The 14454-nt window shown below is 61.8% G+C and carries 12 protein-coding genes (1 of these 12 cut by a window edge); 8 read left to right on the forward strand and 4 right to left on the reverse strand.

Annotated elements, in window-relative coordinates:
* Both LVD08_RS12950 and LVD08_RS12955 read right to left on the reverse strand, forming a co-directional pair.
* Positions 1 to 1971: the start of a non-ribosomal peptide synthetase gene (locus LVD08_RS12950; protein ID WP_247268330.1), read on the reverse strand. Its footprint begins 10350 nt before the window's first position; the window shows 1971 of its 12321 coding nt (coding positions 1–1971); the start codon lies at positions 1969 to 1971; its stop codon lies beyond the left edge, outside the window.
* A 229-nt stretch (positions 1972 to 2200) separates the two neighbouring features.
* Positions 2201 to 2935, reverse strand: a complete 735-nt coding sequence (locus tag LVD08_RS12955) for a thioesterase II family protein (RefSeq protein ID WP_097087675.1) — start codon at positions 2933 to 2935, stop codon at positions 2201 to 2203.
* Positions 2936 to 3066: 131 nt separating this feature from the next.
* Here LVD08_RS12955 and LVD08_RS12960 point away from each other — a divergent pair, with 131 nt between their 5' ends.
* The gene (locus LVD08_RS12960) at positions 3067 to 4200 is read left to right on the forward strand and encodes a cupin-like domain-containing protein (RefSeq protein WP_247268331.1); all 1134 of its coding nucleotides are present in this window, start codon (positions 3067 to 3069) and stop codon (positions 4198 to 4200) included.
* A 183-nt stretch (positions 4201 to 4383) separates the two neighbouring features.
* Here LVD08_RS12960 and LVD08_RS12965 read toward each other — a convergent pair whose 3' ends face one another.
* Positions 4384 to 5556 (reverse strand): MFS transporter, encoded by a 1173-nt coding sequence (locus tag LVD08_RS12965; RefSeq protein ID WP_247268332.1) that lies wholly within the window; start codon positions 5554 to 5556, stop codon positions 4384 to 4386.
* Positions 5557 to 5806: 250 nt separating this feature from the next.
* On the opposite strand from LVD08_RS12965, the gene LVD08_RS12970 reads away from it, so the two are divergent.
* From LVD08_RS12970 to LVD08_RS12985, 4 genes are all read left to right on the forward strand, one after another.
* Entirely contained in the window at positions 5807 to 6607 is an 801-nt protein-coding gene (locus tag LVD08_RS12970; protein ID WP_247268333.1) for a glucose 1-dehydrogenase, read from the forward strand.
* On the forward strand, positions 6600 to 8426 hold the full coding sequence (locus LVD08_RS12975) for a glycoside hydrolase family 15 protein (protein WP_247268334.1): 1827 nt from the start codon (positions 6600 to 6602) through the stop codon (positions 8424 to 8426). The genes LVD08_RS12970 and LVD08_RS12975 overlap by 8 nt, the downstream gene beginning before the upstream one ends.
* 391 nt (positions 8427 to 8817) lie before the next feature.
* A complete protein-coding gene (locus LVD08_RS12980) occupies positions 8818 to 9207 on the forward strand; it encodes a hypothetical protein (RefSeq protein ID WP_247268335.1) in 390 nt (129 codons plus the stop codon).
* A gap of 12 nt (positions 9208 to 9219) precedes the next feature.
* The gene (locus tag LVD08_RS12985; RefSeq protein ID WP_247268336.1) at positions 9220 to 9858 is read left to right on the forward strand and encodes a BRCT domain-containing protein; all 639 of its coding nucleotides are present in this window, start codon (positions 9220 to 9222) and stop codon (positions 9856 to 9858) included.
* Here the strand turns inward: LVD08_RS12985 and LVD08_RS12990 are convergent.
* Positions 9821 to 10852: a GlxA family transcriptional regulator gene (locus LVD08_RS12990; protein WP_247268337.1), complete on the reverse strand. Its 1032-nt coding sequence runs from the start codon at positions 10850 to 10852 to the stop codon at positions 9821 to 9823. The genes LVD08_RS12985 and LVD08_RS12990 overlap by 38 nt on opposite strands.
* An 89-nt stretch (positions 10853 to 10941) precedes the next feature.
* Here LVD08_RS12990 and inhA point away from each other — a divergent pair, with 89 nt between their 5' ends.
* The 3 genes from inhA to LVD08_RS13005 all read left to right on the forward strand — a co-directional run bounded on the left by inhA (position 10942) and on the right by LVD08_RS13005 (position 14323).
* A complete protein-coding gene (inhA, locus tag LVD08_RS12995; protein WP_247268338.1) occupies positions 10942 to 11628 on the forward strand; it encodes an isonitrile hydratase in 687 nt (228 codons plus the stop codon).
* 235 nt (positions 11629 to 11863) lie between these two features.
* Complete coding sequence (locus LVD08_RS13000) at positions 11864 to 12655, forward strand: CPBP family intramembrane glutamic endopeptidase (RefSeq protein WP_247268339.1); 792 nt, start codon at positions 11864 to 11866, stop codon at positions 12653 to 12655.
* Positions 12656 to 12757: 102 nt separating this feature from the next.
* Positions 12758 to 14323: a methyl-accepting chemotaxis protein gene (locus tag LVD08_RS13005; RefSeq protein ID WP_097087658.1), complete on the forward strand. Its 1566-nt coding sequence runs from the start codon at positions 12758 to 12760 to the stop codon at positions 14321 to 14323.
* The last annotated feature ends 131 nt before the right edge of the window (positions 14324 to 14454 follow it).

Here is a 14454-nt window from a genome sequence, read left to right on the forward strand (position 1 = left end):
GTAGGCCAGGCTCAGCGGATCGACGCTGACCTCCGGACGGCTATCGCGGTAACGGTCGAGCAGCCCCGGCTGATCCAGGGTGATGACGTTTACGCCGTCAGTCGGCAGCGCTGCCAGCAACGCCTGTTGCGTCAGCAGCAAAGTGATGCCGCTGTCCTCGATCATGTAGGCCAGACGCTCCTGCGGGTACTCCGGATCCAGCGGCACATAGGCGCCTCCAGCCTTGAGAATCGCCAGCAGCGCGACGACCATTTCCACCGAACGCAGAGCGCAAACGCCGACCAGACTGTCCGCCTGCACGCCTTGTTCGCGCAGCAGATGCGCCAGGCGATTGGCCCGGGCATCCAGTTCGGCGTAACTCAGGGTCTGCTCGCCGAACAGCAGTGCCGGTGCCTGCGGCGTACGCGCGACCTGCGCTTCGATCAATTGGTGAATCGGCGTGTCGCTCGGGTACTGCGCGTGGACGTTGTTCCAGTCGTGCACTAGGGTGCGCTGCTCGTCAGCCTCCAGCAGCGGCAACTCACCAATGCGCTGCGACGGATCAGCGACCATCGCCGTCAGCAAGCGCAGCCAGTGCCGCGCCATGCGTTCGATGGTCGGTGCATCGAACAGGTCGTTGGCATAGGTCAGCGCGGCGTGCAGCTTGCCGCCCTTCTCCCAGGTGTCCAGCGTCAGGTCGAACTGGGTGGTGCGGCTCTGCCAGTCGAGGCTGTCGAGTTGCAGGCCGGATGCGGTGCTGATGGTGGCGATATCGGCGACGTGCGGCTGATGGTTGTACATCACCTGGAACAGTGGCGTGTGGCTGAGGCTGCGTTCCAGCTTCAGCGCTTCGACCAGTTGCTCGAACGGCAGATCCTGATGCGCCTGGGCACCCAGCGCGGTTTCCTTGACCGCCCGCAGCAGTTCGTCGACCCGGGTCTGGCCGTGCAACTGCGTGCGCAGCACCTGGGTATTGACGAAGAAGCCGATCAGGCCTTCGATCTCGCCGCGATTACGGTTGGCGATCGGCACACCGACGCGCAGGTCGGTCTGCCCGGTGTATCGGTGCAGCAGCGCATTGAAGGCGCCGAGCAGGAACATGAACACGGTGACCTGATGTTGTTGCGCGGTGCTGCGCAGTTGCTCGGCGAGTTGACCGCCGACCGCGAATTCGTAACGAGTGCCGCGATAGCTCGGCATCGCCGGGCGCGAATGATCCAGTGGCAACTCCAGCACCGGGTGTTCGTCGCCCAGTTGCGCCTGCCAATAGTCGAGCTGGCGCGCCTGCTCACCGGCCTCCAGCCAGCGGCGTTGCCACAGCGCATAGTCGCTGTACTGGATCGGCAGTGGCGGCAATTGCGGCGTCTGACCGGCGTCGAACGCGTCGTAGCAACGGATGAATTCGTCGATCAACACGTTCATCGACCAGCCATCGGAGACGATGTGGTGCAGGGTCAGCAGCAGCACGTGTTCCTGCTCGGCAAGCTTGAGCAAGGTCACCCGCAGCAAGGGGCCGACCGCCAGATCAAATGGCAACACCGACTGCTGTTCGGCGGCACGGATCACCGCCTGCTCGCGCTCGCTGGCCGGCAGTGCGCTGAAGTCTTCCCGGTTAATCAGCAGCGGCGCGGTGGCTGGCACTTGCAGCAGGCTGTCATCGGCCTGGCGCTGGAACACCGTGCGCAGGGTTTCGTGGCGCTCCACCAGACTGGCGAAAGCTTGCTCCAGCGCCGACTGGTTCAGTCGACCATTGAGTCGCACCGCACCGGGCAGGTTGTAGGCGCCGCTCTGCGGATCGAGTTGCCACAGGAACCACATGCGTCGCTGCGCGTAAGACAGCGCCTGACGATCCTCGGCTGCGATGCCGGCCGGTATCGGGAACCGCGCGAAATCCACGCCCTCCTTGTGCAGGGCCGCGAGGAACATCTGGCGCTTTTCCAGGGGCAACCCGATAAACCGGCGAGCAAGTTTCAAGGAGTCTTCAGCATTCATTTCTCAGCATCCGGATCAGTAGGCAGGAAGCACAAAGGCACGTCGTCCCTATAAAACGAATGCAGACCGGAAAAATTAGCGAATGAGAACAACTGTCAGACAGACAAAACCCTGTGGGAGCGAGCCTGCTCGCGATAGCGTCCTGTCAGTCAATGTTGCAGTGACTGATCTATCGCTATCGCGAGCAGGCTCGCTCCCACAGGGTCTCGGATGAATCCGCAGAATCGGTTTACACGACGGCCATCAGGCTGTGCCGACGATGATGGCCCTCCAGCTGATCCTTGATCACCTTGAGCACTTTGGCTTCATGCTCATGAATGAAAAAGTGCCCGCCGGCGAGCATGTCCACCGAAAAGCTGCCGCGGGTTTCCTTGCTCCAGCCGATCAGTTGTTCGGTGGTCGCGCGATCCGCCTTGCCGCCCAGTACATGCACCGGGCAGTTGAGCAACGGCCGCGACAACGGCTCGAATTTGCCGCAGAGCAGAAAGTCGGCACGCAGGATCGGCAGGGTCAGGCTCATCAGCTCGGCATTGGCCAGCACTTCTTCGCTCGTGCCGTTGAGCGTGCGCAATTGATCGATCAATTCGGCATCGGTTTTCGGCTCGGCGAAACCGCGATCATAATCGGCGCGCATCGTCGGCGCCGCCGTGCCCGAGGCAAACAGCGCCACCGGCTCTGGACAGCCCAATGCGCGCAGCGCGTGAGCGATTTCGCAGGCCAGCAGCGCGCCCAGGCTATGGCCGAACAACGCATACGGCGCTTTGAGATTCGGCCGCAATTCCTTGGCCAGTTGCATCGCCAGCGCACGCATATCCGTGTGCAGCGGCTCGTCGAAACGTGCGCCGCGCCCCGGCAGTTCCACCGGTTGCAGTTGCAGCCATTGCGGCAGTTTTGGCCGCCAGCGGCTATAGACCATGGCGCTGGCGCCGGAGTACGGCAGGCACAGCAGGGTCAGCTTGTTCACCCGGCTTTCCTCGAAAAATTTGTCTGTAGAGAGAAACGGATTACGCCCCCGGCAAATTAGTCGCGCGCCGGTAAATTGCGCCAACAGGCGCTCGTTAACTGTTCAGCCAAAACCAATAATGAGGATTCACCGTGGACCTGCAGAGCATCCTGGGCAAGTTGTTCGCCAACGCCGGTGCCGTCGGCATCGAAGGCGTTTTCCAATTCGTGTTTGGCCCGCAGCAGGCCTACTGGTCGGAGGTCAAGGCCAGCAGCCGCACCGCGCCCGGACGCCATCCCAGCCCCGACGTGACCATTGAAGTCGCCGAGAGCGATTTTCTCGGGATCATGGGCGGCCGAGTCAATGTCGAAGAACTGTTCGCCAGCGGACGCCTGAAAATCGGCGGCAACATGGGCCTGGCGACGCTGCTGCCGCAGATCATCGAGCATGCGATGCACGGTAGCGCAGTGGCGCAAAAGGTCGACATGAACAAGCGCTACCCGACCCCGCCACGCTTCAGCGAACAACTCACCGCCGGGCTGCCGGTGCAGACCCGCATCGAGCGCCATGCGCGCGATGAATTGTCGGTAAGCGAATTCAAAAGCAGATACTTGCCCAACGGCATCCCGGTGGTGATCAGCGATGCCCTGCAGGACTGGCCGCTGTTCAAGCTCAGTCGCGAGGAATCACTGGTGCATTTCGCCGAACTGCAGGGCATCACCCGCCACGGCGATTACGTGAAGAAAACCTTTTCCACCGAACGTGATTTCCGCTCGACGTCGATGGCCGAGTTCATTGCCTCGCTGGACCAACCGGCAGTCAAACGGGCTGACGGCGAACCACCGGCCTACATGGGCAACAACATCCTGCCGGCGCAATTGCTGCAGCAGATCAAATACCCGCCCTACTTCGATGCTTCGCTGTTCATCCCGCCACGCATCTGGATCGGCCCCAAAGGCACGCTGACGCCGCTGCACCGCGACGACACCGACAACCTGTTCGCGCAGGTCTGGGGCCAGAAGCAGTTCACACTCGCCGCCCCGCATCACCGCGAAGCACTGGGCACCTGGTCGACAGCGCCAAAGGGTGGCCTGGACGGCTGCGACTTCAACCCCGACGCACCGGACTATGAGCGCTTTCCCGCAGCACGCGATGTGACGTTCCTGCGCGTGACGCTGGAGGCCGGGGATCTGCTGTTTCTGCCGGAGGGCTGGTTCCATCAGGTGGAATCGGTGTCGACGTCACTGTCGGTGAATTTCTGGGTGAATTCGGGACGGGGTTGGTAACCGACACCACCAAATTCCTGAAGGTATTGATAACTGTGGCGAGGGAGCTTGCTCCCGCTGGACTGCGAAGCGGTCCCAAGCTCTGAGTCTCAATGATTTCTGAAATCGGGCCGACTGGTTTGCGATTGCTGCGCAATCGAGCGGGAGCAAGCTCCCTCGCCACAACAGCTCATCAATGCCGGGTTATTTCAGGTGCCGATAACTCTGAAACGCCGACGCCAACACCACCGCCCCCGCCACAATCGCCAGCCAGAAGCCGCTGCGGGCGCCAAACGCATCCACCAACGCGCCCGAGCCGGCGGCGCCGATCGCCACGCCGATACTCAGCCCCGTCACCAGCCAGGTCAGGCCTTCAGTCAGTTTGGCCGGCGGCACGATGCGCTCGATCAGCGCCATCGCCACGATCAGTGTCGGCGAGAAGAACAATCCCGCGACAAACACCGCCAGCGACAAACCGAAAATATTGCTCGCCAGCAACAGCGGCAGCGTGGTCACCGCTGTCGCCACGCCGCCGTACAGAAACAGCCGCGGCAACGGCAGTTTCGAACGCATCGCGCCAAACGCGATACCGGCCAGACACGAACCGATGGCGTACACCGACAACACGATGCTCGCCGCCGCCGGTTGGCCCTGCTGCTGGGCGAACGCGACGCTGACCACATCGACCACACCGACGATGACGCCCATGGCAAGCATCAACGCCAGCAGCCATTGCACGTCGGTCGAGCGAATGATCGAACCCTGATGCTGTGATTCCTGCGGATGCACCGCCGGCTCGGTGCTGCGCTGGGCGACAAACGCCGTCACCCCGATCGCCAGTGCCAGCAGCGCCGCCAACGGCCCAGCCTCGGGAAACGCCACCACGCACAAACCCACCGACAGCGGCGGGCCGACGATGAAACAGACTTCATCGAGCACCGATTCCAGCGCGTAGGCGGTCTGCAATTGCGGCTGGCCGCGATAGATCTCGGTCCAGCGCGCACGCACCATCGCCGACATGCTCGGCATGCACCCGGCCAGCGCGGCGAAGATGAACAGCGTCCAGGTCGGCGCCTGCAAACGCGTGCACAGCAGCAACATCAACAGCGCCCCGCCACCGATCAACGCCGACAGCGGCAACACTTTGCCCTGGCCGTAACGATCCACCAGCCGCGAGACCTGCGGCGCACAAAACGCCGTGGCCAGGGCAAACGTCGCCGCCACCGCACCAGCCAGTGCGTACCCACCCTTGAGCTGCGAGAGCATAGTGATCACGCCGATGCCGGTCATGGAAATCGGCATGCGCGCGATCATCCCGGCCAGTACAAAAGCCCGGGCGCCGGGGGCGGTGAATAATTCGCGGTAGGGGTTTGCCATGGGTACAGCCTCATCAGGGGCCGCCAAGTTGCCATAAAGGTTGATAAGCGTGGAAGCGCACAATTGTTGGTGGAATGTGAAGGCCCCTTCGCGAGCAAGCCCGCTCCCACGGGGCCAGCGCATTCTAACCGTGGGAGCGAGCCTGCTCGCGAAGAGGCCGGCATATTCACCACACACCGCACCGTCGAATGAACTCTCATGGCTTGCGACCAGTCAGCTAAATAGGCCCTCACTCAAGGCGCGACCCTGCATGCAAATATCCCTCGCCCGCCAAGTAGCACTGGTCACCGGTGCCAGCTCCGGCATCGGCCACGCCGCCGCCAAAGCGCTGGCCGCTGCCGGCGCAGCCGTCGTGATCAATTACAACCGTCAGGCCGAACCCGCCGAAGCGCTGGCCCGGCAGATCATCGCCGATGGCGGTCAGGCACTGGCCGTCGGCGCCGATATTTCAAAGGAAGACCACGTCGAACGGCTATTTGCCGAGACCCTCGATGCCTTTGGTGCGCTGGACATTCTGGTGGCCAACTCCGGCCTGCAAAAGGATGCCGCTGCGGTCGACATGACCCTCGAAGACTGGAACACGGTGATCGGCGTCAACCTCACCGGCCAGTTCCTCTGCGCTCGCGCCGCGCTGCGGATTTTCAATCGCCAGGGCGTGCGTGAAGGCGTGTCCCGCGCGGCCGGCAAGATCATTCACATGAGCTCCGTACACCAGCGCATTCCGTGGGCCGGGCACGTCAACTATGCGGCGTCCAAGGGCGGCGTCGATCAATTGATGCAGACCCTCGCCCAGGAAGTCAGCCAGCAGCGCATCCGTATCAACGGCATCGCGCCGGGGGCGATTCGCACGGCAATCAATCAGGACGCCACTGAAGGCGCGGCCGGTGAGAAGCTGCTGGAGCTGATCCCTTACGGTCGCATCGGCGATGTCGAGGACATCGCCAACGCGGTGGTGTTTCTCGCTTCCGACGCCGCCGACTACATCGTCGGCACCACCCTGTTCATCGACGGCGGCATGAGTCTTTATCCGGAGTTTCGTGGCAATGGCTGAGCATCATCCTGAACGACAAAGCCCGATCGACGCCCACGGCATCATCGGCGACCTGCGCAGTGCCGCACTGGTCAACGACAAGGGCAGCGTGGATTTTTTCTGCTGGCCGGAATTCGACAGCCCGTCGATCTTCTGTTCGCTGCTCGACACGCCCGAGGCAGGGATTTTCCAGCTCGCCCCGGACTTGCCCGATGCCCGGCGCGAGCAAATCTATCTGCCGGACACCAACGTTCTGCAAACGCGCTGGCTCAGCGAACAGGCCGTGGTGGAAATTACCGATCTGCTGCCGATCGGCGACAGCGTTGATGACCTGCCGTTGCTGATGCGCCGAGTGCGGGTGGTCAGCGGTGAAGCGACGTTTCACATGCGTTGCGCGGTGCGCCATGACTACGCGCGTGCCGACACCCGGGCGCAGATGGATCAACAATCGGTGATATTTAGCGCCGAGGGTCAGCCATCGTTGCGGCTGGTGGCGGATCAGGCGTTGCACATCGACGGCGAGTCGGCCGTTGCTTCCTTCAGCTTGAAACAGGATCAGCACGCCGAATTCGTCCTCGGTGGCGCCGACGATCCGCGTTTCAAGGATGACGGCGCGAAAATGTGCCTGGAGCGCACGTTGAAGTTCTGGCGCGACTGGATCGGCCAGTCCAACTACCGCGGGCGTTGGCGGGAGATGGTCAATCGTTCGGCCCTCGCGTTGAAGCTGCTGACCTCGCGCAAGCACGGCGCAATCCTCGCCGCCGCCACCTTCGGCCTGCCGGAAACTCCCGGCGGCGAGCGCAACTGGGATTATCGCTACACCTGGATCCGCGACGCCTCGTTCACCGTCTACGCGTTCATGCGCCTAGGTTTTGTCGATGAGGCCAATGCCTACATGGGCTGGCTGCGTGGTCGGGTCAGCGATTGTCAGGGAAATTCGACCAAACTCAACATCCTCTATGCGATCGACGGTCGCCAGGAGCTGCCGGAAACCGAACTCTCCCACCTTTCCGGTCATGGTGGCGCGCAACCGGTGCGCATCGGCAATGGCGCGTACGACCAGATTCAGCTCGACATCTTTGGCGAACTGATGGACGCGGTGTACCTGGTCAATAAGTACGGCGATGCGATTTCCCACCAAGGCTGGAACCATGTGCGCGAGGTGGTCGATCAGGTGTGTGAGACCTGGCAGACAACCGATGTAGGCATTTGGGAAATGCGCGGTGAGCAGCATCACTTCCTGCACTCGCGACTGATGTGTTGGGTGGCGCTTGACCGGGCCATCCGCCTGGCCTCGAAACGCTCGCTGCCGGCGCCGTTCGTCCAGTGGGATCAGACCCGGCAGGCGATCTACGCCGACATCTGGGACAACTTCTGGAACGAGGAGCGCGGGCATTTCGTGCAGTACAAGGGCGGCACCGCGCTCGACGGTTCGATGCTGCTGATGCCGCTGGTGCGCTTCGTCAGCGCCAAGGACCCGCGCTGGCTATCGACCCTTGAAGCGATCGAAAAGACTCTGGTGCGCGACGGCATGGTTTATCGCTATCGCAACGACGACGCCAACAACGACGGTTTGGCCGGCACCGAAGGCGCGTTTGCCGCGTGCTCATTCTGGTACGTCGAATGCCTGGCTCGGGCCGGTCAGGTGGAAAAGGCGCATCTGGAGTTCGAGCAATTGCTGCGTTATGCGAACCCGCTGGGCCTGTACGCCGAAGAGTTCGACAGCAAGGGCCGCCATCTGGGCAACACCCCGCAAGCGCTGACGCATCTGGCGCTGATCAGTGCGGCGAGTTTTCTGGATCGGCGTTTGAGTGGGGAGAAGAGTGTTTGGCAGCCGTAATTTCGTCAGTGTCTGTAGGAAATATGCCGCATCAGCGCGCTTCGCCGGGCTAACCCCTACACAGAAATAAACAGAATCAGATCTCCTGTGGTGAGGGGATTTATCCCCGACGGGCTGCGCAGCGGCCCCGCTCTTTGCCTGCTTATTTGTTCGGCAGTACCGCATTGCATGGCTTTGCGACTGCTGCGCAGCCGATCGGGGATGAATCCCCTCACCACAGTTTGGGTAGTTTGTTCCTGCTTCTTCTAAACAACACCCTGGCAAATCCCTCCCCCGCAACCTGCACTTACACCCTGAAATACCCTGTTGCCAGCTGTTACATCCCCCCCTACCATCCACCGCAACGGGCACAGCGGAGCTGTCCAATAAAACCCGAATTCAAGGAACCAGAATGACCCAGCACGTCCACCGCCCCATCGCCACGCCCCTGCGCACCGGCCTGACCCGCACCCAACTCTGGGAAGCCGCCGACAAAGGCCTGATCAAGTGCTGGGAAATCGGCCGTCAGCGCGCCACCCGCTTCCCCGACCTTGCCCAACAATGCCTCGCCGGCGAACTGCCGGTACTCGGCTGGAAAGGTGGCGTGAGCCGCAGCCTGAAGAAAAACGAGAAATACGGCTCGCTGAAATACCTCGCCCAGTGGCAGGGGTTGCGTGGCGAGGATCTGGATATTGATCTGGGTGAAGAGCGTTCGCTGATCTGCTCGCGGACGAAGATGCGGGTGACGTTTACCCCGGACCGGACGAAGTATTTCAATCAGGTGGCGGAAGCCGAGGCTTAAGGAGAAGCAACGATGGTCGATTTGCATCAGGAATTTAAGAGCAGCGTGTTCTTTCACCAGGCAAGAATCGAGCGGCGCTCGGTCGATGCTCTCATCGGCATTGCAGCCGGGCTTGCCGCTGACGGCACGATCAACCAGCAAGAAGCCGAGTTTCTCAGAACCTGGATTGAAACCCATTTGGTGCACCTGGACGATCCGGTTGTGAACATCCTTTACAGACGTCTTGCCGACATGCTCAGCGACGGAGTTCTGGACGCCGACGAGTCTGCGGAGCTGCTGGAAATGCTGCATCAGTTCACCGGTCTGCCAACCGCACCAACACAAACAACAACGTTTGCCGCTCCGACCAGCCTTCCTCTCGACAACCCTGCCCCGCAGTTATGCCTGGTTGATCGGGTCTTCCTGTTTACAGGCGTCATGGCCTATGGACCACGTAAAGAATGTGAGTCGCAAATCCTCGAACGCGGCGGCCTTATTGGTGGTTCCGTCAGCAAAAAGATTCACTATTTGGTAGTGGGCAGCATTGGCAATGATCAGTGGCTTCACAGCTCTTACGGCACCAAGATCAAGAAGGCCGTTGAACTGAGAGACAGCGGCGTGCCGATTGCGATCATCAGCGAAGATCATTGGCAGAAGGTTCTGTTCGGGTAATAGCCCCTAAGGGCATCGCTGAATCTGCTTCGCCAGCACTGACCGAAAACCTCTCCCGGTACGCCTGAGGCGTCACCCCGATCGCCCGCAGGAAACTGCGGCGCAAGGTTTCTTCACTGCCAAACCCGCAATTGGCGGCGATGCGTTTCACCGGTAGCCCGGTGTCACTCAGCAAACGGCGGGCGGTTTCGACACGGATCAGTTCGATGGCGCGGGCCGGGGTCTGGCCGGTGTCGGCGCGGTAGTGGCGGACGAAGCTGCGTTCGCTCATGCCGGCCTGTTCGGCCAGGGTCGGCACGCCGAGGTCGCAGGTGAGGTTTTCGGCGATCCAGGCGTGCAGTTCATCAAAGCGATTGCCCTGATTCTGCAGGGCCAGGGTCACGCTGAATTGCGATTGGCCGCCCGGACGTTTGAGGAACACCACCAGATGCCGAGCGACGTCGAGGGCGATGTCGCGGCCCAGATCTTCCTCGACCATCGCCAACGCCAGATCGATGCCGGCGGTGACGCCGGCCGAGGTCCAGACCGGGCCGTCGTTGATGAAAATCGGGTTGGCTTCGACCTGCAGCTTCGGGTGCTGCAGGGCCAGTTGTTCGCAACGAGTCCAGTGGGTGACCACGCGACGTCCGTCGAGCCAGCCGCTCGCCGCCAGTAGAAATGCCCCCGTACACACCGAGGCGACGCGTCGACATTTCGCTGCGTGCTCGCGTACCCAATCCACCAGCGCCAAATCCTCCGCCGCCGGATAAATGCCCCAGCCACCGGCGATGATCAAGGTATCGCTGGCCTGCTGCGGCAATGGTTCGGCCAGCACCGCCAACCCCGCCGAGGACATCACCGCGCCGCCCTCACTGGCAATCACCGACGGCGCATACGGCACCGGCAAGCCGCGTTGGCGGGCGATGTCGTTGGCCGAGGCGAATACTTGCAGAGGGCCGGTGACGTCGAGGATCTGCATGTTGGCGAACGCGAGTACGTGAATGGCTTTGGGCATTTGGCGTAATTCGTGGGGTTATTGGCGTATACGCCAGAACCTACGCGCCTACAGTGAAGCCGTCCACCCCTCAAATGGAGAAAAACCCCATGACGTTGCAGATCGGTTTTTTGTTGTTTCCGCAGGTGCAGCAACTCGACCTGACCGGTCCCTATGACGTACTGGCCTCGCTGCCGGACGTGCAGGTGCATCTGATCTGGAAAGATCTGGTGCCAGTCACCGCCAGCACCGGCCTGCTGTTGAAACCGACCACCACCTTCGACGACTGCCCGGATCTGGATGTGATCTGCATTCCCGGCGGCGCCGGGGTCGGGCCGCTGATGGAAGATGAGCAGACGCTGGGGTTCATCAAACGCCAGGCGGCGCAGGCCAAATATGTGACGTCGGTGTGCACCGGTTCGCTGGTGCTGGGCGCGGCAGGTCTGCTTAAAGGCAAACGCGCGACCACCCACTGGGCCTATCACGAACTGCTGCCGAAACTCGGCGCGATTGCGGTGCAGGACCGAGTGGTGCGCGACGGCAATCTGTTTACCGGTGGCGGGATTACCGCAGGCATCGACTTTGCCCTGGTGCTGGCCGCCGAACTGGTGGGGGCCGAGGCGGCGCAGTTGATTCAACTGCAGCTGGAATATGCGCCGGCGCCGCCGTTTGAATCGGGCAGTCCGCAGACGGCACCGAGTGCTGTCGTCAAAGAGGCCCGGCACCGCGCGGCGCCTTCCTTGAAACTGCGCACGGAAATCACCGAGCGCGCGGCGGCGAAACTCGACCTGCGCTGATCCTCAGCCACACGCATATCTACTGTGGGAGCGGGCTTGCTCGCGAATGCGGTGTATCCGTCGAGATTTTTATCGCCTGACACAGCGCATTCGCGAGCAAGCCCGCTCCCACAATGGGTTTTGTGGATGGCCTCAGGTTTGGAGCCTGTCCCCGCATCCCGCCACAGCTTTACTTGTCCCGACGCCCTCACCCGTGTAGAAAGCCCTTCCACAAAATTCTGCACAAGGACTTTCGATGAAGGCGTTGCCATGGCTCTATCTGGCACTTCTCAGCCTCGGTTATGGATTAGCGTTGAGCTTTGGCCAACTCGGCTGGCTCGTGCTGATCTCCGTGGGACTATTGCTGGTGACCGGTTTCGCCGTGCGCCAACAGCAGGTGCCGGTGGTGCGCCTGTTGGGGCATGCCGTGTTCATCTTCCTCGCCCTGTCGCTGGCGCTGCACTGGTTGCCGGGATTCGCCAACGGCCGGGCCATCGCCCTGCTGCGTTTCACCGACGACGCCGTGCCGTTCGCGATGTATCTGAATCTGGACAAACCCTTGATCGGCTTCTGGCTGTTGCTCGCCTGCCCGTGGATTGTCGCGGCACACTCGCTGCGTCCGACGGTGTACGCCAGCGTCCTCGCCCTGACCTTGAGCGCCGTCCTGGCGCTGGGCGGCGCACTGTTGTTCGGCATGATTGCCTGGGCGCCGAAGTGGCCCGATCAGGCGTGGCTGTGGCTGCTGAACAATCTGCTGCTGGTGACGCTGGTCGAGGAGGCGCTGTTTCGCGGCTATATACAGGGCGGTTTGAGCCGCCTGTTCAAACACCTGCCCCACGGCGACAACCTCGCTCTGCTGCTGGCGTCGCTGATCTTTGCCCTGGCGCATCTGGGCGCAGGATGGCACTGGGTGTTGCTGGCGGGTCTGGCGGGTGTCGGCTATGGTCTGGCCTACCGTTTTGGCGGGCTGGCGGCGGCGATCGCCACGCACTTCGGGCTGAACCTGCTGCATTTTGCGCTGTTCACCTATCCGATGCTGGCCGGTTGAAGCAAGAGCGGTTTTGCGACGCCGTACTTATATCTGAAAAAAAACTTCAATAATTTCCTGACAGCGCCGACAACCTTTCAAAGCCTTGCGGATTGAAAAACCATGCGTAATAACCAGCCCATTACACAACGCGAACGGACTTTCCCGGCTCAGCAGCGGTTGATTTCTACAACCGACGCCAAAGGCGTGATCACCTACTGCAACGACGCTTTCGTCGAAATCAGCGGGTTTTCGCGTGAAGAGCTGATCCGTGCGCCGCACAACCTGGTTCGTCACCCCGACGTCCCGGCTGCGGTGTTTTCGCACATGTGGGGCACACTGAAACAAGGCTTGCCATGGATGGGCATTGTCAAGAATCGCTGCAAATCCGGTGACCACTACTGGGTGAACGCCTACGTGACACCGGTGTTCGACGGCAATCAGGTGGTCGGTTACGAGTCGGTGCGGATCAAACCCACCGCCGAACAGATCCGCCGTGCCGAAGCGCTCTACCAACGCATCAACCAGGGCAAGTCGGCAATTCCTTCCAGCGACAAATGGCTGCCGGTGCTGCAGGACTGGCTGCCGTTCATTCTGGTCAGCCAGTTGAGCTTCGTGATCGGCGCGACCCTGAACTCTCAATGGGGCTTCGCTCTGGCAGCGGGCCTCTCGGTGCCGCTGGGTCTGATGGGCCTGCAATGGCAGCAACGCGGGCTCAAGCGTCTGCTGCGTCTGGCCGAGCAGACCACCTCCGACCCGCTGATCGCACAGATGTACACCGACAGCCGTGGCGCGCAGGCGCGTCTGGAAATGTCGATTCTCAGCCAGGAAGCGCGCCTGAAAACCTGCCTGACCCGTTTGCAGGACACCGCCGAGCACCTGACCGATCAGGCCAAACAGTCCGACGCCCTGGCGCACAACAGCTCCAGCGGTCTGGAACGCCAGCGCGTGGAAACCGAACAGGTCGCCACCGCCGTCAACCAGATGGCCGCCACCACGCAGGAAGTGGCCAGCCACGTACAGCGCACAGCCGACGCCACCCAGGAAGCCAACCGCCTGACCGGCCGCGGCCGCGACATCGCCGGGGAAACCCGCGAAGCCATCCAGCGCCTGTCGGTGGTGGTCGGCGAAACCGGCCTGACCGTCACCCAACTGGCCAAGGACAGCGACGAAATCGGCGGCGTGGTCGACGTGATCAAAGGCATCGCCGACCAGACCAACCTGCTCGCGCTCAACGCCGCCATCGAAGCGGCACGTGCCGGCGAGATGGGCCGTGGTTTTGCCGTGGTCGCCGACGAAGTCCGCCAACTGGCACAACGCACCAGCGAATCCACCGGCCAGATCCACGCCCTGATCGCCAAGCTGCAACAAACTGCATCCAGCGCCGTACAAACCATGGAAGCCGGGCATCGCCAGGCGGAAGAAGGTGTGGCGCGGGTACTGGAAGCGGATCAGGCACTGGTCGGCATCAGCGAAGCGGTGGCCAACATCACGGACATGACCACGCAGATTGCTGCCGCGACCGAAGAGCAAAGTGCGGTGGCTGAAGAAATCAGCCGCAACATCAGCAACATTTCGGAACTGGCGGACCAGACCTCGGAACAGGCGCATAACTCGGCGTTGCTGAGTGAAGAGCTGACCAAGACGGCGAATACTCAGTATTCGTTGGTGGAGCGGTTTAACCGCTAAAAGCAAAGCTCTTGCTAATCTCCCCGCAAAAAACCCGGACAGCGAAAGCTTCCGGGTTTTTTATTGCTTGTGCACCTGTCAGATCTGACAGTAGACGCAGAGTTATCCGAGCGGGTATCAAGAGAAACCGT

It is taken from the genome of Pseudomonas sp. YL2 (genome assembly GCF_023063025.1).
Lineage (GTDB): Bacteria > Pseudomonadota > Gammaproteobacteria > Pseudomonadales > Pseudomonadaceae > Aquipseudomonas > Aquipseudomonas putida_A.